Source organism: Actinoplanes sp. NPDC051859, assembly GCF_044452725.1.
Classification (GTDB): domain Bacteria; phylum Actinomycetota; class Actinomycetes; order Mycobacteriales; family Micromonosporaceae; genus Actinoplanes.
In genome coordinates this window covers 263,107-287,544 of record NZ_JBITBX010000007.1, presented here as the reverse complement: position 1 = coordinate 287,544, position 24,438 = coordinate 263,107, and the positions used below count along the sequence as shown (strand labels likewise).

The window sequence follows — 24,438 nt, the reverse complement described above, 5'->3', positions numbered from 1 at the left end:
GCCTGGAGGTTCGCGTTGCCATGCCGGAACCGGGGTAGGCCCCGCCTGGAGCGCTCCGCGACCTAGCGAAGACAAGACCTAGGCGCAGAGGCCGGCCAGGATCTCGGCGATGGCTTCGGGCTTGTGGCGCAGGGTGGCGTGGCCGACGGAGAGTTCGGCGCGGACCACGGCGGGGTCGCCGGTGGCGAAGCCGCTGGGCCACACCCACAGGCCGGTCTCGTCGGCGAGGCGCTGGGCGTTCTCCCGGAACGTCTCGGCGGACGCGGCGAACAGCAGGTGCATCATCGGCGCCTGTGGGGGATCGGGCACGACGCGGACTTCGGGTACGCCGGCGAGCGCGTCCCAGATCGCCCGGGCGTGCCGCATCCGGGCTGGCATTTCGGCCAGCGCATCGTCCAGCAGTCGCAGTGCCGACGCGGCGGCCGGCCACAGGGCGAACAGGGTGCCGCCCAGCCGGGACCGCCATTCGCGGACCGCGGCGATGTCGGGAGCGGAGCCGGCGACGCAGCATCCGGGCAGCGCGCCGATGCCTTTGTAGAAGGACACGTAGACAGTGTCGAAGAGGGCGGCGATGTCGGCGGGGGCGCGGTCGTAGCCAGCGCTGGCCTCCCAGAGGCGGGCGCCGTCGAGGTGGACCGCGGCGCCGCGGTCGCGTGCCCAGCGGGTCTGCGCCACGAGGTCGTCCCAGGCGGGCAGGGCGCCACCGAGGTCACGTTGGGGCAGTTCGAGGACGAGGGCAGCGACCGGTTCGGCCACATCTTCCAGGTCGTCGAGGGTGAGCAGGCGTTCCAGGTCGCCGGCGCGGCGCCCGACGAGGTGGTGCAACCGCTGATGCGCCTGGCCTTCGTGCTGTTCGAGGTGGGAGTACGGGTGCCAGACGACGGTGCGGGTGGTCCGCCGGTCGGCGTGCACGCGCAGGGTGGCCGCTTGCGCCATGGTGCCGCTGGGCAGGAACACGGCGGCGGGCTTGCCGAGCACGTCCGCGACGTGGCGTTCGAGGTCGGTGACGACGCCGCCGGCGCCGTACAGGTCGGGTTCGGTGTCTGGGTCGATCGACGCGAGGAGGTCCCGCGGCCGGATCAGCCCGTTGCCGAGGAACGTGTCGGTGCAGGCGGCCCGCCGGGCCCGGATCTCCTCGTCCACCGGGCCAGTCTTTCGTGTCCAGCCGTCGCTGTCAGTCGGGATTGCGGTACTGATATCAAGAGCGGATGCGACTGCGTCCGTACGCTGAAGAAGATCTGGGTTTGACCCGGCGCTTGGAATCCGACCCTCGGGTGGTCGGCGAGCTCGGCGGTGTCGGGGACGACGCGCATGCGGCCGGGGTGCACGAGAAGCGGATGGCCGGGGTGGCCGAGGGCGACCTGTATTTCGCGATCCTGCCCGATGCGGCCGAGGAGCCGGTGGGGATCATCGCGGTGTGGCGCTCGGAGTTCGCCGGTGAGCCGGTTTTCGAGCTGGGGGCGATGCTGGTGCCTGACCATCAGGCGCGGGGTGTCGCCGCTGAGGCTTTCGCGCTGTTGCTGCCGCACCTGCGGCACGGTGGGATCGGCACGTTGCATTCTTTTCCAGGCGTGACGAACGGGCCGTCGAACGCGATCCTGCGCAAGCTTGGCTTCAGTCGGGGCGAAGACTGCGACCTGGACTACGAGGGCCGGCCGTTGCGGTGCGCGCATTGGACGCGCGAGCTGGCCTGACGCAAACGGGGAGAGCTTCGTGACGAAGCTCTCCCCGCGCGGCGGCAGGTGCCGCTCAGCAGCGGATCCAGGCGAAGTTGAACAGCGTGTCGACGTCGCCCTCGCTGGACTTCATCGACATGGTGCTCTTGCCGGACGAGGTGCCGGCGTCCACCCGCAGCTCGGTGTTGATGTTCAGGACCTTCTGGTCCTGGCACGGGAGGTAGACCAGTCCGCCGGCTTGGTCGTTGGTCGCCCAGTAGCCGTTGAGCGGCCCGGCGAAGGAGTCCTCGGTGCGGTTGTTGGCCGAGGAGCCCTGCCAGTAGTAGTTGGTCTTCTGCAGGCCGGTGGCGCCACCGTTGATCTTCAGCCGGCCGCGGTACTCGGTCTGGGCGACCGCGAAGGTCCAGCCCGCCGGTACGGTGACGAGCACGCCGAGCTGGCAGTTCTTGCGGCGGGCCGTGGGGGAGGCGTCGCCGCCCGCCTCGGCTTCGAAGTCGTAGTACCGGACGCGGAAGCCGGTCTTGTCGTGGTTGCCGTAGACCGCGGCCGTGCCGGGCGCGCAGCCCGAGCCGTTGGCGGCGATCACTTCGACGTGGACGTTGCCATCGGGCACGCCCTGGACGGCGGCCGGTCCTGCGACGGCGGCGGCCGGGGTGGCTAGGGACAGCGCGAGGACCGTGCCGACTACGGCGAGAACCGCACGCCTCCCGCCGACGAGTCTTTCCTTCATTGCATTCCTCTCGGATTGCTACTCAATATCGACTTGCAGCGCGCGTGCGTCATCGCCGGAGAAGCCGGCCAGCATCCTTGCTCGACGGCATTCCGTTAATAACCTGACTAATGCGCTGGGACTCTCCTGGTAGTCCCGCGAGGGAATGTTAGTCAGGTGATGACAGCCACACAAGCATCGACTTGAGTCGATAACTTGAGGTCGAGACGGCCGGACAAAACTCCTGCTCAGGATGAGGTTTAACCCGGCGACGGCCGGGATTGCGGGGATAATTCGGGCTTTTCCGCCGGACCTATTGCCCGGTTCGACAGCAAGAGTGCCGAATGCTGGTTTGTGCAGTCTGCCGCGAAACATCGGCGAAATGTATTTTCCGGCGCGGAAGCCGCAGAAGATTTCATTGACCCTGATCTATGCAAACCTTAACATTGGCCCGCGTGTGCATCGTCGTGTCAGCTTGAAAGGGAGTCCAATGCGTAAAATGTTGGTGCGTGGCGGTGCGGTGCTCGCATTGCTTGCCGCCTCACTGGTTTCCGGCCCGGCCGCCCAGGCGTCCGGCAGCGGCATTCTGACCGACCCGCCGAATCAACAGATCACCATTGACCTGGTCGCCATGGCCGGCTCGGGCTGCCGGCCCGGCACCGCCGATGTCGCGATCTCGCCGGACAACAAGGCCTTTACCGCCATCTACAGCGAGTACCTCGCCCAGGCGGGCCCCGGCATCTCCACCACCGAAGGCCGGAAGAACTGCCAGCTGAACGTCCTGGTCCACGTGCCCCAGGGCTTCACCTACGCCATCGCCAAGGTGGACTACCGCGGCTACGGCTCCACGATGGCCGGCTCCAGCTCGCAGCAGCGGGCGAACTACTACTTCCAGGGCATGAGCCAGGGCGTCTACACCACCCACCCGTTCCCGGCGCCGCTGGACGACAACTGGATGGTCAGCGACGAGGTCGCGGTGGCCGCCATGGTGTGGCACCCGTGCGGTGAGATGCGCAACCTCAACATCAACACCGAACTGCGGGTCAGCAAGGGTTCGTCCACGGGCACCAGCTTCGTGACCATGGACTCCACCGACGGCAGCATCGAGACCACGTACCACTTCGCGTGGAAGCGCTGCTGACGAAGCTCCGTACGCGAGAAAGGGCCGCCGGGAAACCAGCGGCCCTCTTTCTCGTCAGCGGCGGCGCAGCAACGGCGTGCCCAGGTCGGACAGCAGCACCAGCAGGTCGTCGATCTGCTCGTCGGTGTGCGCCGAGGTCAGCTGGATCCGGAAGCCCACCTGATCCTTCGGCACCCCCGGGTACGGCGCCAAGGTCACGTAGACCCCGCGCTCCAGCAACGTCCGTGCCACCGCGGGCAGGTCATCCGGGTTGCGCAGCGGGATCTGCACGAGGGGATAGCCCGACTCGTTCGGCGTCTCCACACCCAGCCCGTCGAGGTGGTCCAACACCCGCCGGGTTTTGCGGTGCAGATCGTCGCGCAGCGCGTCGCCGCGAACCTCGTTGACCTCCAGACCCTTCAGCGCGGTCGCCAGCGCCGCGGTCGGCACCGGACCCGAATACAGGTACGGCGGCGCGGTGATCTTCAGGTGCTCCTTGACCCGGGTCGAGCAGGCAATGAACGCCAGCATCGACGAGTACGCCTTCGAGAAGCCGCCCACCAGCACGATGTTCTCGTAGTCCAGCCCGTAATGGCGGACTACGGCGTTGCCCCGGCGGCCGTAGGAGGTGGCGTCGCCCGCCGCCCGCTCGCCGATGATGCCGAAGCCGTGCGCGTCATCGACGTACAGGGTGGCGTCGTAGTCGCGGCAGACCGCCGCGAACCGGGCCAGGTCCGGGGTGTTGCCGGTCATGCTGTTGACGCCGTCCATGCAGACCAGGGCCGGGGTGCCCGGCGGCAGCGCGCTCAACAGCTCGGCGAGGTGCTCGGCGTTGCCGGACCGGAACCGGGTCAGGGTCGCACCCAGGCCACGGGCGTGCACACAGCCGTCGTAGATCGTGCGATGCGCCCGCGAGTCGAGCAGGATGTGGCCGCCCCGCGCCAACGCCGGAATGACCGACAGGTGGATCTGGCTGATCGTCGGCAGCAGCAGGGTGTCCTCGGCGCCGAGCAGCGCGGTCAACTGTTCCTCGATCATCGGATACAGCCGCGGGCTGCCGAGCATCCGCGACCAGCTCGGGTGGGTGCCCCAGCGGCGCACCTGCGCGTCGATCGAGTCGATGATTTCGGCGTCCAGATCCAGACCGAGATAGTTGCAGGACGCCCAGTCGACGAGCCACCGGTCGCCGATTCGAATTCGACGGCCGTCAATCTCGTCAATCACCTGGTCCCACAGCCCAGCCCCGGTGAGCTCGGCGACGCTGCGGTAGGCGGTGCCGGCGGTGGCCGGCGGGGCGGCAGGGGAATTGGGCACCATGCGCCGAATGTTAGAGGCTCACCGCGAGCCCTCGATCAACCGGGCGGCGTCCGCCTCACTCATCGGTCGGTTGAAGAGGAAGCCCTGCCCAAAGCGGCAGCCGGCCTCGGTCAACAGCCGGTGCTCCGGCTCGGTCTCGATGCCCTCCGCCACCACATCCAGGTTGAGCGTGGCGGCCAGCTGGATGATGCCCCGGACCAGATCGAGCTGCTGCGGTGAGCCGGTGATCGTGTCGACGAAGGACTTGTCCAGCTTCAGCGTGTCCACCGGGACCCGGTGCAGGTAGCTCAGCGAGGAGTAGCCCGTACCGAAGTCGTCGATGGAAAGCTTGATCCCGGCCGCGCGCAGCCGGGCGATGTCGGCGTGGATCCCCTCGTGCTCGCCCAGCAGCAGGCTCTCGGTGATCTCCAGGGTGAGCAGGTGTGCGGGCAATCCGGTCCGCTCCAGCTCAGCCAGCACCTGATCGACGAAGTCCGGCGAACGGAACTGGCGGACCGACACGTTCACGCTGACGTAAGGCGTGTCCTGCGGATGCTGCTCGTGCCAGCCCGCGGCGGTGGCGACGGCCGTGCGGAGCACCCAGGCGCCCAGCTCCACGATCAGCCCCGACTCCTCGGCCAGGGGAATGAAGACCGCCGGGGAAACCATGCCGCGCTCCGGGTGCGGCCAGCGCAGCAACGCTTCGAAGCCGACGGTACGGGCCGGGCCGAGCTCGACGATCGGCTGGTAGTTCAGGGCGAAAGCATCCTCGGCGAAGGCCCGGTCGAGGTCGGTGCGGAGCTGCATCCGGTCCAGCACTTCGGCGTGCAGCGACGCCTCGTAGCGCCGCCAGCGCCGGCCGCCGCTCGGCGGCACGGTGTCCAGGGCGACATCCGCCTGACCCATGAGGTCCTTGGCGCTGCCCGCGTCCGCCGTGGTAGCCACACCCACCCGCAGGTGCGCCGCGACGAGGCTGCCGCCGACGTGGAACGCCTCGTCCGACAGGCAGACGACCTGCTGGGCCAGCTGCTCGATGTAGCCGACGTTCGGCGCATCCACGATCAGCACGCCGAACTCGTCGGCCCCTAGCCGGGCCACCGAGCCCCGGTCCGCGAACAGCACCGACAGCCGCTTCGCCACCGCGATCAGCAGCTCATCGCCGACGTCATGGCCCATGGTGTCGTTGACGACCCGGAACCGGTCCAGGTTGATGATCATCGCGCCGCAGGCGCCGTCGCCCCGGGCGGCGATCGCCGCAGCCACGTCGTCCTGGAACTGCAGGCGGTTACCCAGACCGGTCAGCGGATCCACGTACGCGCGGGTGATCAGCTCCTGCTCCAGGCGCTGGCGCTCGGTCACATCGCGCAGGGTCACCACGAGCCCGTTGACGCCCGGCTCGCTCCGCATGTCGCCGATGACCGCCTCGGTGCAGATCAGCGCGCCGTCGGTCCGGCGTACCTGCCACTGGCTGAGGCCTTCGCCCGCGGCACCGCGCCGGGCGGCGTCGAGCTGGTTGCGGACGTCGTCGCGCTCCTCGGCGTCGATGATCGCCACGAAGTCGGTGCCGACCAGCTCCGCGGTCCCGACGACCTGTTCCGCCGCCGGGCTCACGTACGTGATGCGGTTGTCCTCGTCGACGATCGCGATGACCTCGGTCGCGTTGAGCACGAGCGTCCGGAAGTACGCCTGGCTGTCCCGGCGGCTGATCTCGCGGTTCAGCCGGATCCGGTCGATCATGGTGGCCGCCTGCCCGGCGAGCACCGGCACCGCCTCCTGCAAGCCGATCAGCGCCGGCTCGTCGGCGCCCACGAACAGGTCGCCGATCCAGGTGTCGCCCACCGCCAGGCGGCAGTGCAGAGCCAGCTCGAAGCGGGCCAACGGCTCGGCGACCTCTGCGGGCAGGGTGACCACGTAGCGCAGCTCCAGCCCGCCGGTCAGGTTGCCGATCGCCGCGGTGACCGCTGCGGGCTCGCCGTGCAGCTCCAGGACGATGCGGTGTTCCGTACCCGGCGGAAGCATCCGTCCGACGGCCCCGCGCAGGACCGCGTCGGCCTCGTCGGCGCTGGCCGAGACCAGCAGAGCTTCGCAGGCCTCGCGCAGCTCGCGCTCGCGGGCGAGGGTCTGCCGCAGGCTGCCCGCGACCGCGGACATCCGGGCGAGTGAGAGCAGGATGAGCGCGGCCGACACGACGGCGATGACCACCCCGTCGTGGACCGGACCACGCAGCGCCTGCACCAGCAGCGCCGCCGGTGGGAGCAGCGAGGCGAAGGTCAGCACGCCCCGGCGCAAAGTCACCTGGGTCTGGGTCAGCACCTGCGGCTCGGTCAGCCGGATCATCGACGGGTGCAGCGCCGCCGCACCGCCGGCGATGTAGAAGACCAGCCAACCTAGATCGATGGGGCCACCGAGCTGCCAGATGCCTTCGAGGCGGCTGAGGCCGTAGAGGACGTCCGCGGTGAGGAGCCCGGCACCCGAGGCGAGCAGGAACACCAGGCTGGTATTGCGCGCTGCGGCAAGGCCGAGCCGCGCCAGGATGGCGAGGGTGAGCACGTCGGTCAGCGGATAGGCGATGGAGACCGCCTTCTCCAGCACGCTCAGGTTCGGGTCCTGCAGGAACGGGTTGATCAGGAAGATCCAGGCGAGGAAGCCTGCCCCGACCGTCAACAGGACCGCGTCGAGCATCCCGGCCCGGTCTGGGAACCGCGCCCCCGACCGGGTCAGTCCGATCAGGCCGCCCAACAACAGCGGTAACGAAGAGCCCAGGAAGACCAGGTCCGCCACGGACGGGAACTGGCCGGGCACCACCACCAGCGCGATCAAGGTGCCGACGGCGAACGTCAGATAACTCGCCGAGAGCAACAGCCAGGGTTGCCGGCGCCGGGGCCGATTGCGGCTGATGCCCACGGCGAAGGCGGTCAGCGACGACAGGACGATCAGCGCCCACGCGGCGACGTACAACTGCGGGACGAACAGATAGATGGCCGCGAGCAGGGAGGTCGCGGTGAGATAGATCGGTACGGCACGAGGCAGTGGTGACCGAGGGCGATCGGCCAACGCGGCGAAGGCACGGACAGCCACGTTGCGATGCTCGGGGATCTGCGGTGGTTCTGGAGTCGATCCGCCCGAAGGTGCCGTATGTCCGGTTTTCTCGGGACGGCTGACGACCCGGGTGGCGGAAGTGTCACCCGTGGAGGTCCCCAAGGGGAACCGCTCGTCTGTACTCAAGGCAACCTGCCCGGGCCGCTGCTGCACCCGCCGCCATGGCGGGCGTCACTACCTCTTGATCGGCATCTGGGCTTCAGGACTGAGAGCCGGCTGGATGGGTGGCAATCATGGAGATCAGTGCAGGATCTTACTACGCGTCGGCAGTCCGGACCCCTAGCTCTGGCAGGTGTGCTGTGGGCCGCCCACGGAGCCACTCGGCAAAGTCCGGGCCGGGCAGCGGCCGGGAGATGTAGTAGCCCTGGATCACGCCGCAACCGTGGCGGCTTAGATACTCCAGCTCGGTCTCGTCCTCGACCCCCTCGGCGACGACGATGAGGCCGAGCGTACGTCCCAGCTGGAGCGCCGCATCCGTCACCGCCCGCCGGGTCTGGTCGGTGGTGAGCCCCCGGACGAAGCTCTTGTCGATCTTCATCTCGTGGATCGGCAGCTCGGCCAGGCGGCCCAGCGACGAGTGCCCGGTGCCGAAGTCGTCGATGGAAAGCTTGACGCCGAGCGCGTGCAACAGCTCCAACGTGCGCATACTGCGCGCCGGATCCTCCATAACGCCGTTCTCGGTGATCTCCAGGGTCAGCGCCGAAGGCGGCAGCCCGTGCCGGCGCAGCGCGTCCGACACGTCATCGGCCAGACCGGGCTCGGTCAGAATCTGCGGCGACAGGTTGACGGCGACCGACAGGTCGGGCCCGCCGTGCCGCCACTGCGCGCACGCCGCGAGCGCCGTGTCCAGGATGAACCGGGTCAGCGCGGGAATCAGCCCGGCCCGCTCGGCCAGCGGAATGAACTCGTCCGGCGGCACCGGCCCGTCCGGCCGCAACCAGCGCGCGAGCGCCTCCGCACCGAGCACTCGGCCGTCACTCGGATCCACCTTCGGCTGGTACGCCACGGTCAGCGCCCCGTTCTCGACCGCCGAGCGCAGCTCCGCCATCAGGGTCAGCCGGCGCGGCGTGTTCAAGTCGTCCTGCGCCTGGTACGCCCGAACGCCGGCGTGCGCGTGCTTGGCGGCGTACATGGCGACGTCGGCGCGCTGCAGGAGCCGGTCCGGTTCGATGCCGTGCTCCGGTGCGAAGCTGACGCCCACGCTGGCCTGGGCGTTGAGGCCCATGTCGCCCACCGGGACCGGTTCGGCCACGATCCGGCGCAGCTCCTCCGCGGCGTCCAGAACTTCCTGCGTGCTGGTGCAGCCGGTGACGACGACGGCGAACTCATCGCCGCCCAGCCGGGCGACCGTGCCCCGGCCCTCGAACGCGGCCTGGAGCCGCTGGCCGATCTGGCGCAGCAGGTCGTCGCCGACATCGTGGCCCAGCGCGTCGTTGATCTCCTTGAACCGGTCGATGTCAGCCAGCAGCACCCCGACCGGGCCTCTGATGATGCCTGCCTCGATCGCGTTCCGGAGGTCCATGAGCAGGAGTCGACGGTTGGGCAGGCCGGTGAGCGCGTCGTGCATGCTGGTGTGCCGCAGCCGCTCGACCAGGCCGATGTTCGTCAACGCCACGGCGGCGTGCGCGGTGAGCGCCTGCAGCAGCCGCAGATCCTCCGCGCTGAACGTGGAGATATCGGCCAGGCTGTCGTAGACCATGAGCACGCCGGTGCCGCGGTCCATCGCCACCGGGACCGCCATACCGTCAACCGGACGGCCGTCGACCTGCGCGACAGCCGGAGCCAGGTGCACCGGCTCGCCGCTCAGCGCCGGATACCACCACGCGGCCGGGTCGGGCCGGTCGTGGTGCCGGGTAGGGACCCGATCCTGCGCCGAGAGTCGGAAGCTCACCGGCTCACCGCCGCCGGTGGCGACCACCAGCTCGGCTGTGTCCGCCCGGGTCACGTCGCGGACTCGGCTCAACACGGTGTCGATCACCGACTCCAGATCCCGGGAGCCGTGCAGCGAGCGGGTGAAGGCGTACAGCTGCTCGACCTGGGCGTGGCCCTGGGTCTGCAGGGCGTACCGGCGGAAGACCTCGAAGATCGCGAAGAGCAGGACGGCGAGCAGCACCGCGGCGAGCATCTGGTCCCGGACCACGATGGCGGTGATCAGCGCCAGCGTCGTCGTCACGATCATCATCGGGAGCTGGATCAGCTGCTTGATGTCCGCGGTGACCAGCCGCCGCCACTCCTGGCTGTCGTCGTGCAGGGCGATAACCATCGTGACCAGCACGATCGAGACCACATCCACGACCAGAGCCGCCGCGTACGCCGCCAGCCAGCCCCTTGGCTCCAGCGTGTGCCCCGGCTCGGCGATCATCCGGAACACGGCGGTGGCTACCGTGGCCTCTGTGGCGTAGAGCGCCACGTTGAAGAGCAGTTTCACACCGCGTTGCCGGCGGAACGCGAGCAGACCGGCGGTGCCACCGAGCACCCGGGCCAGGACGACCGCGGCCGGCGAGCACCAGATCAGCGCCAGGACCAGCGGCACCTCGCTCAGACTGATGGTGTGGGCGCCCCGACGGACCGGGAACACCACCACGAACCGCTCCGCGAAGGCGAACAGCGTGGCCAGGACCAGCAGCAGGAGGGCTTCGCGGCCGCCGAACAGGGACTGGCCCCGGGCCCACAGCGCCTGCACGGTGACGACGAGCGCGACCAGGACAGCGACGATCGCCACGACGCGGCCGTCCGGGGAACGCCAGGAAAACCGTCCCCGGGCCGCGTCGGCGTGCTCTGGACCCGTGTGGGTGCCGTCGTCGGAACTGGACGTCACCCCGGCACGCTCCTTCCCGTACGCCACCTTGTTGCGGCTCTTGTCTTTCCTGTCGGCCGCCGGAGACTTTTGTGAAGCATTGCCGGAAAGAACTATTGGCAGCTCACCGGCCAGATGAGGGGGCCTGGCCGGACGGCGTCGACCCCCGTCCGATCGCCGACTTCGGCAGCGCCGGAAACGACCGATCAATGCACCTGTCAATCCGGTTACTTTTCGGGAGCGTAGATGGTTCGCAGTCGTGGGTCGCGTCGTGTGCTGGTCGGAATCCTGTCGGGGGCACTCGGTGCCACCGCCCTGGGTGTCGTCCCGGCGTCGGCGGTCTCGGCCACGCCGCAACAACCGGTAGTGAAGTCGAACTTCCTGAGCGAGGAATGGCTGGCCGACCAGGACGCCCACTCGATGTACAGCATCGCCAAGTGGGCCGGTGTGCACGACGTATGGGCCAAGCGGGACGCGCTGGGCCGCAAGATCACCGGCGCGGGCGTCGGCATCGCGCTGATCGACAGCGGCATCACCCCCGTCAAGGGCCTGGACGGTGCCGGCAAGGTCGTCAACGGGCCGGACCTGTCGGTCGAGTCGCAGGCGGACAACCTGCGCTACCTGGACACGTACGGCCACGGCACGCACATGGCCGGCATCATCGCGGGCCAGGACGCCGGCGTCGAGCCCGGCACGGTGTCCTCGAAGTCCTTCGCCGGTGTCGCCCCCGGCGCCCACCTGATCAACATGAAGGTGGCCGGCGCCGACGGTGCCGTCGACGTCTCCCAGGTCATCGCGGCCATCGACTGGGTCGTCGCGCACCGCAACGACCCGGGCCTGAACATCCGCGTGATCAACCTGTCCTTCGGCACCGACTCGCTGCAGGACCCGCGCATGGACCCGCTGTCCCACGCGGTCGAGGCAGCCTGGCGCGCCGGCATCGTCGTAGTGGTGGCCGCGGGCAACGACGGCGCCTCCGCCGCGCGGCTCGCCATGCCGGCCATGAACCCGTACGTCCTCGCGGTCGGCGGCGCCGACACCAACGGCACCGACAACCGGGCCGACGACGTGGTCGGCGACTTCAGCAGCCGCGGCGACGCGAACCGGGCCCCCGACCTGGTGGCCCCGGGCAAGTCCGTGGTCTCGCTGCGCGACCCGGGCTCGTACATCGACACCGAGTACCCGGAAGGCCAGCTCGCCACCGACTCGGCGAAGCGCTTCTTCCGCGGCAGCGGCACCTCCCAGGCCGCCGCGGTGACCTCCGGCGCCGCCGCCCTGCTCCTGCAGCAGCGCCCGGACCTCACCCCGGATCAGGTCAAGGAGCTGCTGGTCAGCACCGCCGAAGCGATGCCCGCGGCCGACCCGGTCGGCAGCGGCGCCGGCCAGCTCGACGTCGAGGCCGCCGCCGACGCGACGACCCCGGCCCAGACGCAGTCCCACCCGGCGTCCCTGGGCACCGGTTCGCTCGAGCAGGCCCGCGGCACCGCCCACCTCACCGACCCGATCAACGGCCGCGAGCTGACCGGCGAGCAGGACCTGATGGGCAACCCGTGGAACGCCCCGGTCTGGGCCCAGCAGGCAGCCACCGGCACCTCGTGGGACGCCGGCACCTGGAACGGCGGCGTCTGGACCGGCACCGCCTTCGACGGCACCTCCTGGGCCGCCACCACCTGGACCGGCACCGCCTGGTCGGACGTCGCCTGGTCGGCGCACGAGGCCGGCTTCACCGGCCGCTCCTGGACCGGCCGCAGCTGGACCGGCCGCTCGTGGACCGGCCGTAGCTGGACCGGTCGCTCCTGGACCGGCAGCGTCTGGTCGGGAGCCGCCTGGGCGGCCCCCGCCAACTGAACCGGCACTCAGCAAGCCGATAGCGGGTGTCTCGGGGGAGACATCCGCTATCGGCGTACCGGCATGAGAATCGAGTAGCCACCGGCGCCGCTGATCGCGAGCGGGCTGATCGGGCCGTCGAGTTCGAGGACGAGCTGGCCGGAGCCGCTCGCATCCAGGGCCTGGAGCAGGTACTCCCGGTTGACCGCCGTGTGTGCCGCTTCGTCGGCGGCCCAGGCCTGCTCGTCTGACAGTCGTACGTCCCCAGCCGGGTCAACGGACAGGACCACGAGCGGATGGCTGATTCCGTCGTGCTCCCGGACCACCGTGGCGGCAGTGCCCAGTGAAGCGCGTAGAGCCGGAACGTCGACCGTGATCTTGCGGGAGCCCGGTGCCCCCGGCCCGGCGAGCCGGCGGTGGTCCGGGAAATCCACGTCGAGTGGCACGGCGGTCAACTTCGGTCCGGGGCCGACGCCGGCGGCCACGAGGCTGAGTTCGAGGTCGAGCGTGACCGTGCCGCTCACCAGCGGGCGCAGCTCGTCGACGAAGCCCAGCGGGACGGCGACCCGGATCGGCGGCCCGGTGACCGTTCCGGCGGCCTCAGCGACGGCGAGCCGGTAACGGTCGGTGGCAACCAGGGTGAGTCCGTCGGTGCCGGCCTCGAACAACACGCAGTTGATCATCGGCAGGTCGGGGTTGGTGCCGGCGGCGTACCGCACGGCGTCGAGCGCGGCGGCCAGGTCGGCGGCGGGCAGGGTGATGCGGGTCAAGGTGCTCTCCTCGAGGTCCAGTAGCCGGTGCAGGCGGGAGAGCTCGCGGCGGGCGTCGGCCAGGCCGTGTTCCAGGCGGCGCAGGTGCTCGTCGAGCAACTCGCGGACGCCCGGGCGGCCCGGCGCGCCGGCCGGGCCGCTCAGGCCCGCGACGGCCCGGCCGATGTCCGCGACCGGCATGCCCACCCGGCGCAACCCGGCGACCAGCCGCGCAGCCCGGATCTGGTCCGGGCTGTACCGCCGGTAGCCGGTCGCCGGGTCGACCTCGGCCGGGATCAACACCCCGGCCTGGTCGTAGAACCGCAGGGCGCTGATGCCCAGGCCACTGGCCCGGGCGACCTCGCCGATGCCGTACATCTCGCTCTCCACACCTCGGCACCCTGGTACCTCGACCAGGTCGAGGGTCAAGCGGCGCGAATGGTACGCCCGCTGTTGATCGCGGCGACAATCCGCTTCATCTGCCGCTCGGAGTTGACGTTGACGAAGTCGTCGTGGTCAGAGAACGGGTTGTGGTCCTCCTCGGGGAAGGAGTCCAGCGCGAACTGTCCGCGGACCTGCTGCTCACGCGGGATCGCGTAGGAGAGGGTGATCCGCAGCTGCGGGATGGCCTTCGTGCCGCTCGGGCAGGCGCCGCTGGCGGCGTCCGCGAACGCCAGGTGGCTGCGGTGGTTGGCGCTGTCGATGTTCTTGCCGTCCCAGCAGCCCGGGAAGTCGTGCACCCGCTGGACCAGCGACCCGGACGGGCAGATCGGGTACTTGTCGGAAAGTCGGTCACCAAAGCCGGAACAGGTCCAGCTCGGCCGGGCGTTGGCTGGTCCCCGGCTGGTGGGCTTCGCGTCCCCGGTCAGCGCCCGGAGGAACCGCGGCATCGCGACAACCTTGCTCTTGGCGTTGCCTCGATACTCGATGAGCACCGAACGCGGCCGCTGGATGCCGCCGGTGTTGTTCGGCAGCTCGAGGTTCTTCCCCTGCGGCTCGGGCAGTGCGGAGCTGCTGGGCTGCGGCGCGGGCGGAGTGGCACCGCCCGGGGTCGCGGAATGGGAGTGCGACGGCATGTACTTGTGCATCGAGTCGTAGCTGACGTCGCAGTCCACAAGCGACACGAGTTGCCCCGATCGGCCGTAGGCACTGCGACTGATGGCGCTGATGAGCTCGGCACGTTTGGCCCGCAACGGCTCGATGACCGAAGCGTTGAAAGCGGCGTCGACCCGGCCGCGGCTGTCGTTCATCCGGACGTTCGCCGCGGAGGTCAGCCGGTCCAGCTCGGCGAGCCAGCGAGCAACGGCCGCGCGACGGCCGGCCGGCACGCGGTCACCGACGCGGGGACATGACACGTTCGGGACGGTCCGAGCCAGTGCCTGCCGGGTGCCGGCACTGCCGGGCCGGACGGCGGGGTCGACCCGCAGCACCGGCCAGAAGTACGACGACCGGTCCCCGTTGCGGCAGGTGGTGCCGGAGGCGGCCAGTTCGGCGTCGGACGAGGTGGCCGTGATGGCGAGGTTGCCGACGAAGTCGTGCACGTGCTCGGCGCCGTTCTTGATACCCGGCTGGGCGACCGGGTTGTCCGGGCTGAACTTGCCGTTGCGGTTGGTGCCGCAGTCCACGACCGCCCGGCCGGTGGCGGCGTTGCGCCCGGGTGTCGGCTTGCGGGCAGCGGGGGCCACCCGCTGGATCGGCACGTACTGGCTGAGTTCCGTGGCGGCGTCCGCGGTGCCCTTGCCGCCGCTGGACACGAAGGTCACGGTCAGCACACCGGTGGCGGCGAGCACTACCCCCGCCACCGCGACGCGGGCCTTCCCGGCCCATTTCCTGCCTGTCATTGCGGTCTCCTCGTTCGCGTCGCGCGCCTGCCGCGCGGCTCGACGGCAACGAGTACGGCCCCACGGCTCAAGCGGGACGGGCCACCGATCGATGGTCAGAAGACGGTAAGAATCGACGCCCCATTCGGCAGGCATCGACAGATTTGCACGTCTCAGCTAGACACTCCATATGCGCAAAATCTTCATATCGGCCGCGCTCGTCGCCGCCCTTTTCGCGGGCGCCGGCGGACCGGCCTGGGCCGCGCCTCCGCCGCTGGTCGCCGCAGCAGACGGCTGGTCCCTGACCGGTGACACGCTCACCTGGACGTCGGCGCGCCGGGTGCCCATTGGGGACGCCGTCATCGAGTTCTTCGCCGGCGACCGCCCGCTCGGCCGCCCCCAACCCCACCCCGATCAACGCACCTTCACCCTGCACCTGGAATCGGGTCACGCCGCTCACCTAGCCGACCTGAGCGTCCGGGCTAGCGGCAAACGACTGGACGAGGCTTCCTCCGCGACGCCCGGGCTGCGGGCAGGGGCGATCACAGTGCCGGCCGAGCAGCCCCCCAACCCGATCGACCCGGGGCGTAAAGGTCCCTACCAGACAGTGCACGGCGAGTACGCGCTCGACGGCGTCAAGCTGCCCGACTTCCCGGAGCTCGTGGAGATGCGGGGCGTCGTGGTGGCGCCGCAGAATGCCCCCGGCACGCGGCCGCTGGCGCTGCTCCTGCATGGCCGGCACGGGTGGTGCTACAGCGACACCGCCAAGGCCGCGCCGCAGGATTGGCCGTGCCCGCCGGGGACCCGGCCCGTCCCGAGCTACCGCGGCTACCTCCAAGCGCAAGAGCTGCTGGCCTCGCAGGGCTACGTCACCGTGTCGATCTCGGCTAACGGCATCAACGGCCAGGACTGGAACGCCGACGATGGCGGCGCGCAAGCCCGATCATCGCTGGTCCGCCAGCACCTCACCAAGTGGGCCGACTGGGCAGGCTCCGCCCGGTCGAACGCCCCCGCGATCATCCGGTCCGTGCCCCGCGCCGACCTGTCCCGGGTGTTCCTGATGGGGCACTCCCGCGGCGGCGAGGGCGTGAGCCGGGCCGCGATGGACTCGCTCACCCCACCGCCCGCAGCGGTGGACGGCGCACCCGGCAAGGCCCGCTGGACCATTCGCGGCATGCTGCTGATCGGTCCGACGATCTTCGGACACAACCCGGTGCCCGACGTGCCGTCCGTGACGGTCCTGCCCGGCTGCGACGGCGACGTCGCCAATCTGCAGGGCCAGCTCTTCGTCGACGGCACCCGCGGCGTCAGTCGGGGCAAAGCCCTGCACAGCGCCCTGTACGTCATCGGCGCCAACCACAACTTCTTCAACACCGAGTGGACACCGGGCCAAGCCGCGGCACCCGCACACGACGACTTCCCCGCCGACTCTCTCGACCCGGTGTGCTCGCCCGGCACGCCCACTCGGCTGACCGCGCAGCAGCAACAAAACACCGGTGCCACGTACATCGCGGCGGCGGCAGGGCTGTTCATCGGCGGGGACGACCGGGTCCGGCCGTTGCTCGACGGCAGCGGGGTACGCGCACCGTCCGCCGACCCGGCCCGGGTCCTCAGCCACGCACTCGGCGCGCAGCGCACCCCGGCGCTGATCCCGGACCCCAGCGTCGAGGCCGGCGGCGGCGCCCGCATCTGTGCCCAGGTCAGCCGCGCCGCCGACGCGTGCGCCCCGGCGGACGTCGATTCGGCGCACTTTATCTCCCTCACCAGCGACGACGAGCCCGGCCGGTACGCCGCCAAACTCGACTGGGACGCCGCGGGCCAGCCGCTCACCCTGGCCCCGGCCCGCCCGGTCTCGCTGGCCGGCAGCAGCGACCTGGCCCTGCGCCTGATGGTGCCGCCGAACACCATCGGGACCCGGTTCGGGGTGACCGTCGTCGAGCCGGGCGGCCGGCGTACGGCCCTCGGCGACGTCACGGTCGACGGGCTGCCGGGCACCGAGTACACGACCTCGTACTGGGCGCGTGAGGTGCGGGTGCCGCTCGCGGGCGTCCGCGGAAAGCTGGCGAAGCTCGAACTCGTCCCGCGCAGCGCCGCCGGTGAGGCGTGGCTGCTCGACGCGTCGGGCTGGCGGCCGGGCACTCCCGCGTACCAGCCGGTCGCTCTGCCACGGTTGGACGTCGGCGCACTCACCGTGGACGAGGGCGACTCCGGCACGAGCACGCCCAGCGTTCCGGTGACGGTCACCGGGCGCGGCTCGGGCCAGGTCCGGTTCTTCCTCACCGACGTGCTGACCTGGACGACCACGTCACGGCTGGTCACTGTGCGGCCGAGTGACCGGGTGGTCCGGGTGCCGATCGAGGTACGGGGCGACGCGCTCTACGGCGCTGACGAGCAGGTCCGGGTGAACGCGAAAGCCGAGCGGGGCTTGGTAGTCGGCGACTACGAGGGAGAGCTCACGATCCGCAACGACGACTCGGCCCCGACGTTCACACTGACCCCGGTCGCCGACCGGGTTGCCGAGGGCGCCGAGCTGAAGTGGCGGGCGACGCTGTCCGCCCCGGCCGAGACGAAGATCGTGCTGCGGGGCTTTCCGGAACTGCCGGCCGCGGGCGCGGAGCTGTCGAGCACCGACGTCGACCCGACCTGGTTCGAGAACTTCGGCTTCGAAGATCCGGAACCGTCCCGGCCGCTGTCCACGACGCCGGTCGGCGCGTACGTGCCGATCGAGCCGGGCGAGACCTCGGCGGACCTGACCGTGCCGACGATCGCCGACGACGTGGCTGAGCCCGACGAGGTGGTGGAGCTGCACTTCGAGACGGACACCGGACTGCCACCGGTGGTGGGCGTCGTGACCGGCTGAGCCTCGTCACCCCTGCGAGAACCGCACCATGTTCCCGGAGGGGTCGCGGAACGCGCAGTCGCGCACCCCGTACGGCTGGTCTATGGGTTCCTGGAGCACGTCGGCGCCGGACGCGCGTACCCGTTCGAAGGTCTTGTCGCAGTCCTCGGTGCGGAAGATGATCCCCGGCAGCAAGCCCTTCGCGAGCAGATCTGCCGTGGCCTCCCGGTCCGGCGCCGAGGTGTGCGGGAAGTAGCCGGGGATCTCCAGGCCGATCTCGACGCCGGGGCTGCCCGGGGCGCTCAAGGTCAGCCAGCGGTTCTCCTCGAACGTGACGTCGGTGCGGACCTCCAGCCCGACCACGTCCCGGTAGAACGCGAGTGCTTCGGAGTAGTCGTGGACCACGAGGAAGCAGTGGGACAGCGCGATGGTCATGCGTCTCACGCTAAGCCCGTCCTCCCCGCCGGGCTTCTCCATTCCTGATCGATCAGTACGGCCTGTCGTCCCTGCTCAGACCAATCGGCCCCAGTTGCGGAACCCGGGTGTAATGCCTGCGGGGCTGGCGACCGTATGTAGGTGTGATCCAGGGGAGGAAGCCTGCATGGATATTGCCGACGAGGAGCAACTCACCGCGTTGTATCGCGACCACGCTGACGCTGTGTATCAGTACGCCGCACAGCGGGTCGGAGCGCACGAGGCCGGTGAGGTGGTCAGCGACACGTTCGTGGTGGCATGGCGCAAGTTCGGGGCGATCCCGGCCGGGTCGGAGCGGGCGTGGCTGTTCGGGGTCGCTCGGCGGGAGACGTTGAACCGCCTGCGGAGCAGTTCCCGGCGGGAGTCGCTCTACGCGCGGCTGCTGTCGTCGGCGAGCGACACCGAGCGCGACATCGCCGACGGCGTAGCGGTGCGGCTGGACGTGTGGCAGGCACTCGCGGCACTGCGAGAGGCCGACCGCGATCTGCTGCTCACCACGTTGTGGACGGACCTGTCCGCCGCCGAGGCGGCACGCACTCTCGGCTATACCCGTGCGACCTACGCGGTGCGGCTGCACCGGGCCCGCCGCCGGTTCGCCCGGGTGCTCTCCGCCGAACAGTCAAGCGCCATCCACGCCGCCCAACTGAGGAGCGCCTGATGAACATCGACCACCTGATCAGCAGCAGCCGACCCGCCGAATCGTCCGGCTGGTCGCAGACAACGGAGGGAAATGCCGTGCTCACCACCATCCTCGACCGGTCCCGCGAGAGCGAAGCCGGCCGCCGTCGCCTACCGCGTAAGCGCCTGATCGTCGGCATGGCGGTGGCGGTGGTGCTCGGTTCCACCGGGGCGGCGACGGCGTACGCGATCATTGGCGAACCGCCGGCCAAGTGGCGCGCGAACGGCCAGGTCGCCTGCGGTGACGAGCTCAGCGCAAGCTCGAGCCTCGCGATCTTCAAGGTGCCCGCGAGAATGAACGCGCTCGACGCCTGCCGTGCCTACTGGCGGGACGAGGCGAAGAAGCCGGCACCCGAACCGCTGATTGCCTGCGTGTTCGCCAAGGGCGGCGAGGGCGGCGGCATGGCCGTTCTGCCCGGACGTAAGGGCAGCACCGCCGAGAAGGACTGCAACTCGATCGGCATGTTCGTCGCGCCGGACGAGGCGATCGCCACGCCGTAAGCTGCGCTTCACACCGGGCGGGGTGCACCCCGCTCAATGGTGTCCAGCGCCGCTTCGATCGTGCTGACCACAGTGACCTGGGTCAGCGCCGTACGCCGGACGAAGGTGGTCTCGGTGATCTGGTGCAGCCACGACCATAGGCCGGTGTAGAAGCCGTCCGGGTCCAGCACCACGATCGGTTTGGCGTGCAGGCCGAGGGTGGCGGTGGTCCAGACCTCGAACAGTTCGTCGAGCGTGCCCAGCCCGCCCGGGAGGGTGACGAACGCGTCCGAGCGCTCGATCATGACGTTCTTGCGTTCGCCCATGTCGGCCGTGACGACCAGCTCGTCCGCCGAGGTGTCGGCCACTTCGAGGTCCACGAGCGACTGCGGGATCACGCCCAGGGTGTGCGCGCCCGCCGCCCGGGCGCCTTCGGCGACGGCGCCCATCATGCCGACCCGACCGCCGCCGGAGACGAGCGAGTGGCCGCGCGGGCCGAGCGCCTTGCCGAACTCGGTGGCTAGGGCGAGGTGCTGCGGGTCGAGGCTGGTGGAAGAGGCGCAGAAGACGCAGATCGCCGCCACGTCACCGCTTCCCGTTGGCGGTCGCTGCGGCGTCCGCTTTCACGATCATCTGTACGGCCTCCGCCACGTCGTCGGTCGACTGGATCAGCTCCAGATCCGCGGGGCTGACCTTGCCGTCGGCGAGCAGCCGACCCTTGATCCAGTCCACGAGTCCGCTCCAGTATTCCGAGCCCATCAGGATCACCGGGAAGCGGGTGACCTTGCGGGTCTGCACCAGGGTGATCGCCTCGAACAGCTCGTCGAGGGTCCCGAAGCCGCCGGGCAGCACGACGAACGCCTGCGCGTACTTGACGAACATGGTCTTGCGGACGAAGAAGTAGCGGAAGTCGATGCCGATGTCGACCCAGTCGTTGAGGCCCTGCTCAAACGGCAGCTCGATGCCCAGGCCGACCGACATGCCGCCAGCTTCGGTGGCGCCGCGGTTGGCTGCCTCCATCACGCCCGGGCCGCCGCCGGTGATCACGGCGAAGCCGGCCTCAGCCAGCGCGGCCCCGAGATCCCGGGCCAGCTCGCACTCAGGGCTGTCCGGAGCACTACGCGCGGAACCAAACACACTCACTGCGGGCGGGAGGTCGGCTAGCGTGTCGAAGCCCTCGACGAACTCGGACAGGATGCGCAGCGCCCGCCAGGCGTCCTTGGTCTTCCACTCGCCGCGGTGATGCGAATCGAGCAGCTTCTCGTCGGCCGTACTCGGCGGGATCGACTCCCTCCGCAGCGTGACGGCGCCGCGATGACGCTCGTGTCCGGTGCGTCGGCGGCCGTCCGTGCTGTCCGTCATGGCACCCACGGTAGTGCGGACGGTCCGTAACTGGTGAATAACCGGATGGGTTTCGCCAAGAGGATTGCGGCTTCGCGGGCTTTTTGCCAGATTGAAGCCACGGACGGTAGCTCTGGTCCCACTGTCCGAAAACTCGGCCCCATTCTGGCTCGCCCGCTGTCGATCCGCACGGCAGGCACGGCGTCCGGCCCCGGCCGGGCATCTCGGCGAAGGAGCCACCGCGATGACCCGTTACGAGCGCATGAAGGCCCAGCGACGCATGCAGCGGCGCATCCGCCTGGTGGTCGAGGAGCGCCGCATCGCGCTGTCCCTGCCGCCGCCGGTCACCGACCAAACCACCGACCCGGAGGCCACGGTGGAGATCCCCCAGGCCACCCCACCCGAGATTTAGTACGCCGTCAGCCAGCGATGCAGCGTGGCGGCCCCGTCGCGGATCTTGCCGATCTCAACGTGCTCGTCCGGCGCGTGCGCGAGCTGCGGATCGCCCGGCCCGTAGTTCAGCGCGGGCACACCGAGCGCCGCGAACCGGGACACGTCCGTCCAGCCCAGCTTCGCCGCCGGCTCCGCGCCCACCGCCGCCAGAAAATCACGCGCCGGCGCCGCATCGAGCCCCGGCAGTGCGCCAGCCGCCGAGTCCGTCACCTCGATGTCGAAGCCCGCGAACACCTCGCGCAGGTGGGCCAACGCCTGCTCCTCGGAGCGGTCCGGGGCAAAGCGCAGATTCACCTCCACCGCACATTCGTCCGGCACGACATTGCCCGCAACCCCACCCGAGATGCGTACGGCGTTCAGGCCCTCACGGTATGTGCATCCATCGATGGTTACCGTCCGCGGTCGGTAGTCTTCGAGCCGACGCAACACCGCCCCCGCGGCGTGGATCGCGTTCACTCCGCGCCAGGCCCGCGCCGTGTGTGCGCGCCGCCCGGCCGTCCGCACCACCACCCGCATCGTGCCCTGGCAGCCGGCCTCGACCACGCCGTACGTCGGCTCGAGCAGGACCGCGAAATCGGCGGCAAGCCACTCCGGACGATGCTGCGCCACCAGGCTCAGCCCGTTGTACTTGCTCTCGATCTCCTCAGCCTCGTAGAAGAGGAAAGTCAGGTCGTACCGCGGGTCCGGCAGGGTGGCGGCCAGATGCAGGGCCAAGGCCACGCCCGACTTCATGTCCGAGGTGCCGCAGCCGTAAATCAGATCGCCGTCCACGGTCGACGGGAAGTTGTCGTTCAGCGGCACCGTGTCCAGGTGCCCGGCCAGCACCACCCGCTGCTCGCGGCCCAGGCTCGTCCGCGCCAGCACGGTGTTCTGAAAACGCTCGGTCTCCAGGTGCGGCGCCGCCCGCAGCACCTCCTCCACGCAGTCGGCGATGACCTTCTCGTGGAGCGAGACGGACTCGATGTCGACCAGCGTGCGAGTGAGCACCACCGGGTCGACGAGTACGTCGGGAGTGAGCGGGTTTGCCATGCCCGCACAGTACCGTCCTAACGTGAAGCCCCTGTCCTAGTAGGGTTCCGTGTGTGAGTAGCGCGATCTCCACCTCGCCCGCCTGGGGCATCGGCCTTGCCACCGTCACCGCGGACGGCACGGTGCTCGACACCTGGTATCCGACCGGACACCTCGGCCTCGGTGAACTCCCCGCCGAACCGCCCGCCCTGCCCGCCGGGCTGACCGGCCCCAAAGCGCTCGCCGGTCTCTCGACGATCGAAGTGCGCACCGAGGTGTCCTCCCTGGCTGACCCGATCAAGGACGCCGCAGATGCGTACCTGCGGCTGCACCTGCTCTCGCACCGCCTCGTCAAGCCCAACGAGCAGAACCTCGACGGCATCTTCGGCCTGCTCGCCAACGTGGCGTGGACCTCCGCCGGCCCCTGCCCGAGCGACCGGGTCGACGAGCTGCGCCTGATCGAACGCGCTGCCGGCCGCCACCTCAGCGTCCACAGCGTCGACAAGTTCCCGCGCATGACCGATTACGTCGTGCCGGGCGGCGTCCGCATCGGCGACGCCGACCGGGTCCGACTCGGCGCCCACCTCGCCGCCGGCACCACCGTCATGCACGAAGGCTTCTGCAACTTCAACGCCGGCACGCTCGGCACCTCCATGGTCGAAGGGCGCATCGTCCAAGGCGTCGTCGTCGGTGACAGCTCCGACGTGGGCGCCGGCGCATCCATCATGGGAACCCTCTCCGGCGGCGGCAAGGACAAGGTGTCGATCGGCGAACGCAGCCTGCTCGGCGCCAACGCGGGCATCGGCATCTCCCTCGGCGACGACTGCGTCGTCGAAGCCGGCTGCTACATCACCGCCGGATCCAAGCTCACCCTGCACGACGGGCGCGTGGTCAAGGCCCGCGAACTGTCCGGCGTCAACGGCCTCCTGTTCTGGCGCAACTCGGTGACCGGCGCACTCGAAGCCCGCCCCCGCACGGGCACCGGCGTCGAACTCAACGCGATCCTGCACGCCAACGACTGACCCGCCGCCACGGCACCGCGGCGTGGAACACTCAGAGCTATGCCCCCGCAACGGGCCACCCTCCTCCAGGTCGCGCAGCGGGCCGGCGTGTCCCGCAGCACCGCCTCGTTCGTCCTCGCCGGACGCCACCAGGACATGCGCATCTCGGAGGACGCCCGCCAACGCGTCCTAAGAGCTGCCCAGGAGCTGGACTACCGACCCAACCTCATGGCCCGCAGCCTGCGGACAAAAGTCACCAAAACCGTCGCCCTGATCTCCGACACCCTCGCCTCCGACCCGTACGCCGGCCGAGCCATCCACGGCAGCCTCGCCGCCGCCGTCGCCCACGGCCACCTGCTCTTCATCGGCGAAACCGAAGGCGACCTCGTCGTCGAGGAAAAACTCATCGCCGACTTCCTCGACCGGCAGGTCGACGCCTTCATCTACGCCTGCATGTTCACCCGCTACGTCCGAGTGCCTCAACAACTCAAAGGCCGTCCGGTCGTCCTCCTCAACTGCCTGACCCGGGCCGCCCGACCAGCCCACCACGCGGTCATCCCCGACGAGATCGGCGCAGGCTGGAGCGCCGCGCGCACCCTGATCGCCGCCGGCCACCGCGACAGCATCCACCTCGTCGGCGACCCCGCCCGGCACGTCCTCGCCGGCCGCGAACGCCTCGCCGGGCTGCGCGAAGGCCTCAGCGCCGACGGCAGCAAACTCGCCGGCATCATCGAATGCGACTGGTGGCCCGAACCGGCGTACGAGGCGGTCACCCGAGCACTGACGAGTGGTCTCACGCCCCGAGCGCTCGTCTGCCTCAACGACCGGGTAGCGCTCGGTGCGTACCAGGCGTTACACGAGGCCGGCCGATCCGTGCCCGCCGATGTGTCCGTGCTGTCCTTCGACGACTCGGACCTCGCCGCCTGGCTGCGACCCCCGCTCACCAGCATCTCCCTGCCGCACTACCAGCTCGGCTGGCAGGCCGTCGAGCTGCTCCTCGGCCCCGCGCAAGCCCCGGCCGTGCACCGCGTGCCGATGCCCGTACGCCTGCGCGCCTCGGTCTAGGCCCGT

At 70.0% G+C, this 24,438-nt stretch carries 20 protein-coding genes; 9 read left to right on the top strand and 11 right to left on the bottom strand.

Going from position 1 to position 24,438, the window contains the following annotated elements:
* Window positions 1–78 precede the first annotated feature (78 nt).
* Window positions 79–1,143 carry a threonine aldolase family protein gene (locus ACIA1L_RS20100; RefSeq protein ID WP_396074327.1) on the bottom strand — a complete coding sequence of 355 codons (1,065 nt, stop codon included), beginning with the start codon at window positions 1,141–1,143 and terminating at the stop codon, window positions 79–81.
* A gap of 65 nt (window positions 1,144–1,208) precedes the next feature.
* Here ACIA1L_RS20100 and ACIA1L_RS20095 point away from each other — a divergent pair, with 65 nt between their 5' ends.
* On the top strand, window positions 1,209–1,694 hold the full coding sequence (locus ACIA1L_RS20095; RefSeq protein WP_396074326.1) for a GNAT family N-acetyltransferase: 486 nt from the start codon (window positions 1,209–1,211) through the stop codon (window positions 1,692–1,694).
* A 55-nt stretch (window positions 1,695–1,749) separates the two neighbouring features.
* Here the strand turns inward: ACIA1L_RS20095 and ACIA1L_RS20090 are convergent, their stop codons facing one another.
* Complete coding sequence (locus ACIA1L_RS20090) at window positions 1,750–2,406, bottom strand: DUF4360 domain-containing protein (RefSeq protein ID WP_396074325.1); 657 nt, start codon at window positions 2,404–2,406, stop codon at window positions 1,750–1,752.
* 469 nt (window positions 2,407–2,875) lie between these two features.
* Between ACIA1L_RS20090 and ACIA1L_RS20085 the strand changes: the two genes are divergently transcribed.
* A complete protein-coding gene (locus tag ACIA1L_RS20085) occupies window positions 2,876–3,526 on the top strand; it encodes a DUF4360 domain-containing protein (protein ID WP_396074324.1) in 651 nt (216 codons plus the stop codon).
* A 54-nt stretch (window positions 3,527–3,580) separates the two neighbouring features.
* Here ACIA1L_RS20085 and ACIA1L_RS20080 read toward each other — a convergent pair whose 3' ends face one another.
* The 3 genes from ACIA1L_RS20080 to ACIA1L_RS20070 all read right to left on the bottom strand — a co-directional run bounded on the left by ACIA1L_RS20080 (window position 3,581) and on the right by ACIA1L_RS20070 (window position 10,718).
* Window positions 3,581–4,822: an aminotransferase class I/II-fold pyridoxal phosphate-dependent enzyme gene (locus ACIA1L_RS20080; RefSeq protein WP_396074323.1), complete on the bottom strand. Its 1,242-nt coding sequence runs from the start codon at window positions 4,820–4,822 to the stop codon at window positions 3,581–3,583.
* Window positions 4,823–4,840: 18 nt separating this feature from the next.
* Entirely contained in the window at window positions 4,841–7,879 is a 3,039-nt protein-coding gene (locus ACIA1L_RS20075) for a putative bifunctional diguanylate cyclase/phosphodiesterase (RefSeq protein ID WP_396074322.1), read from the bottom strand.
* Between the two features lie 277 nt (window positions 7,880–8,156).
* A complete protein-coding gene (locus tag ACIA1L_RS20070) occupies window positions 8,157–10,718 on the bottom strand; it encodes a putative bifunctional diguanylate cyclase/phosphodiesterase (RefSeq protein WP_396074321.1) in 2,562 nt (853 codons plus the stop codon).
* A 225-nt stretch (window positions 10,719–10,943) separates the two neighbouring features.
* On the opposite strand from ACIA1L_RS20070, the gene ACIA1L_RS20065 reads away from it, so the two are divergent.
* Window positions 10,944–12,545, top strand: a complete 1,602-nt coding sequence (locus tag ACIA1L_RS20065; protein ID WP_396074320.1) for a S8 family serine peptidase — start codon at window positions 10,944–10,946, stop codon at window positions 12,543–12,545.
* Between the two features lie 47 nt (window positions 12,546–12,592).
* Here ACIA1L_RS20065 and ACIA1L_RS20060 read toward each other — a convergent pair whose 3' ends face one another.
* Together ACIA1L_RS20060 and ACIA1L_RS20055 are read right to left on the bottom strand one after the other, a co-directional pair.
* The gene (locus ACIA1L_RS20060; protein ID WP_396074483.1) at window positions 12,593–13,651 is read right to left on the bottom strand and encodes a MerR family DNA-binding transcriptional regulator; all 1,059 of its coding nucleotides are present in this window, start codon (window positions 13,649–13,651) and stop codon (window positions 12,593–12,595) included.
* Between the two features lie 47 nt (window positions 13,652–13,698).
* Window positions 13,699–15,114: a DUF1996 domain-containing protein gene (locus ACIA1L_RS20055; protein ID WP_396074319.1), complete on the bottom strand. Its 1,416-nt coding sequence runs from the start codon at window positions 15,112–15,114 to the stop codon at window positions 13,699–13,701.
* Between the two features lie 169 nt (window positions 15,115–15,283).
* On the opposite strand from ACIA1L_RS20055, the gene ACIA1L_RS20050 reads away from it, so the two are divergent.
* Window positions 15,284–17,953 carry an alpha/beta hydrolase family protein gene (locus tag ACIA1L_RS20050; protein WP_396074318.1) on the top strand — a complete coding sequence of 890 codons (2,670 nt, stop codon included), beginning with the start codon at window positions 15,284–15,286 and terminating at the stop codon, window positions 17,951–17,953.
* A 6-nt stretch (window positions 17,954–17,959) separates the two neighbouring features.
* On the opposite strand, the gene ACIA1L_RS20045 is transcribed toward ACIA1L_RS20050, so the two are convergent.
* On the bottom strand, window positions 17,960–18,367 hold the full coding sequence (locus tag ACIA1L_RS20045; protein ID WP_396074317.1) for a VOC family protein: 408 nt from the start codon (window positions 18,365–18,367) through the stop codon (window positions 17,960–17,962).
* 166 nt (window positions 18,368–18,533) lie between these two features.
* Here ACIA1L_RS20045 and ACIA1L_RS20040 point away from each other — a divergent pair, with 166 nt between their 5' ends.
* Both ACIA1L_RS20040 and ACIA1L_RS20035 read left to right on the top strand, forming a co-directional pair.
* The gene (locus tag ACIA1L_RS20040; protein ID WP_396074316.1) at window positions 18,534–19,064 is read left to right on the top strand and encodes an RNA polymerase sigma factor; all 531 of its coding nucleotides are present in this window, start codon (window positions 18,534–18,536) and stop codon (window positions 19,062–19,064) included.
* Window positions 19,064–19,585: a hypothetical protein gene (locus ACIA1L_RS20035; RefSeq protein ID WP_396074315.1), complete on the top strand. Its 522-nt coding sequence runs from the start codon at window positions 19,064–19,066 to the stop codon at window positions 19,583–19,585. The genes ACIA1L_RS20040 and ACIA1L_RS20035 overlap by 1 nt, the downstream gene beginning before the upstream one ends.
* Window positions 19,586–19,593: 8 nt before the next feature.
* Here ACIA1L_RS20035 and ACIA1L_RS20030 read toward each other — a convergent pair whose 3' ends face one another.
* Window positions 19,594–20,148 carry a TIGR00730 family Rossman fold protein gene (locus tag ACIA1L_RS20030; RefSeq protein ID WP_396074314.1) on the bottom strand — a complete coding sequence of 185 codons (555 nt, stop codon included), beginning with the start codon at window positions 20,146–20,148 and terminating at the stop codon, window positions 19,594–19,596.
* Between the two features lies 1 nt (window position 20,149).
* Window positions 20,150–20,926: a TIGR00730 family Rossman fold protein gene (locus tag ACIA1L_RS20025; RefSeq protein WP_396074313.1), complete on the bottom strand. Its 777-nt coding sequence runs from the start codon at window positions 20,924–20,926 to the stop codon at window positions 20,150–20,152.
* A 223-nt stretch (window positions 20,927–21,149) separates the two neighbouring features.
* Here ACIA1L_RS20025 and ACIA1L_RS20020 point away from each other — a divergent pair, with 223 nt between their 5' ends.
* The gene (locus ACIA1L_RS20020) at window positions 21,150–21,317 is read left to right on the top strand and encodes a hypothetical protein (RefSeq protein ID WP_396074312.1); all 168 of its coding nucleotides are present in this window, start codon (window positions 21,150–21,152) and stop codon (window positions 21,315–21,317) included.
* Here the strand turns inward: ACIA1L_RS20020 and dapE are convergent.
* Window positions 21,314–22,387, bottom strand: coding sequence for a succinyl-diaminopimelate desuccinylase (gene dapE, locus ACIA1L_RS20015; protein ID WP_396074311.1), 1,074 nt, complete (start codon window positions 22,385–22,387; stop codon window positions 21,314–21,316). The genes ACIA1L_RS20020 and dapE overlap by 4 nt on opposite strands.
* A 53-nt stretch (window positions 22,388–22,440) precedes the next feature.
* Here dapE and dapD point away from each other — a divergent pair, with 53 nt between their 5' ends.
* Window positions 22,441–23,388 (top strand): 2,3,4,5-tetrahydropyridine-2,6-dicarboxylate N-succinyltransferase, encoded by a 948-nt coding sequence (gene dapD, locus ACIA1L_RS20010; protein WP_396074310.1) that lies wholly within the window; start codon window positions 22,441–22,443, stop codon window positions 23,386–23,388.
* Window positions 23,389–23,427: 39 nt separating this feature from the next.
* Entirely contained in the window at window positions 23,428–24,432 is a 1,005-nt protein-coding gene (locus tag ACIA1L_RS20005; protein WP_396074309.1) for a LacI family DNA-binding transcriptional regulator, read from the top strand.
* The last annotated feature ends 6 nt before the right edge of the window (window positions 24,433–24,438 follow it).

What these genes read in the sequence shown, in the direction of transcription:
- ACIA1L_RS20040 (WP_396074316.1), top strand. Translation starts at nt 18,534, where the DNA reads ATGGATATTGCCGACGAGGAGCAACTCACCGCGTTGTATCGCGACCAC.
- dapE (WP_396074311.1), bottom strand. Translation starts at nt 22,387, where the DNA reads ATGGCAAACCCGCTCACTCCCGACGTACTCGTCGACCCGGTGGTGCTC.
- ACIA1L_RS20050 (WP_396074318.1), top strand. Translation starts at nt 15,284, where the DNA reads ATGCGCAAAATCTTCATATCGGCCGCGCTCGTCGCCGCCCTTTTCGCG.
- ACIA1L_RS20020 (WP_396074312.1), top strand. Translation starts at nt 21,150, where the DNA reads ATGACCCGTTACGAGCGCATGAAGGCCCAGCGACGCATGCAGCGGCGC.
- ACIA1L_RS20085 (WP_396074324.1), top strand. Translation starts at nt 2,876, where the DNA reads ATGCGTAAAATGTTGGTGCGTGGCGGTGCGGTGCTCGCATTGCTTGCC.
- ACIA1L_RS20065 (WP_396074320.1), top strand. Translation starts at nt 10,944, where the DNA reads ATGGTTCGCAGTCGTGGGTCGCGTCGTGTGCTGGTCGGAATCCTGTCG.
- ACIA1L_RS20005 (WP_396074309.1), top strand. Translation starts at nt 23,428, where the DNA reads ATGCCCCCGCAACGGGCCACCCTCCTCCAGGTCGCGCAGCGGGCCGGC.
- ACIA1L_RS20055 (WP_396074319.1), bottom strand. Translation starts at nt 15,114, where the DNA reads ATGACAGGCAGGAAATGGGCCGGGAAGGCCCGCGTCGCGGTGGCGGGG.
- ACIA1L_RS20045 (WP_396074317.1), bottom strand. Translation starts at nt 18,367, where the DNA reads ATGACCATCGCGCTGTCCCACTGCTTCCTCGTGGTCCACGACTACTCC.
- ACIA1L_RS20025 (WP_396074313.1), bottom strand. Translation starts at nt 20,926, where the DNA reads ATGACGGACAGCACGGACGGCCGCCGACGCACCGGACACGAGCGTCAT.
- ACIA1L_RS20035 (WP_396074315.1), top strand. Translation starts at nt 19,064, where the DNA reads ATGAACATCGACCACCTGATCAGCAGCAGCCGACCCGCCGAATCGTCC.
- ACIA1L_RS20095 (WP_396074326.1), top strand. Translation starts at nt 1,209, where the DNA reads ATGCGACTGCGTCCGTACGCTGAAGAAGATCTGGGTTTGACCCGGCGC.
- ACIA1L_RS20090 (WP_396074325.1), bottom strand. Translation starts at nt 2,406, where the DNA reads ATGAAGGAAAGACTCGTCGGCGGGAGGCGTGCGGTTCTCGCCGTAGTC.
- ACIA1L_RS20080 (WP_396074323.1), bottom strand. Translation starts at nt 4,822, where the DNA reads ATGGTGCCCAATTCCCCTGCCGCCCCGCCGGCCACCGCCGGCACCGCC.
- ACIA1L_RS20060 (WP_396074483.1), bottom strand. Translation starts at nt 13,651, where the DNA reads ATGTACGGCATCGGCGAGGTCGCCCGGGCCAGTGGCCTGGGCATCAGC.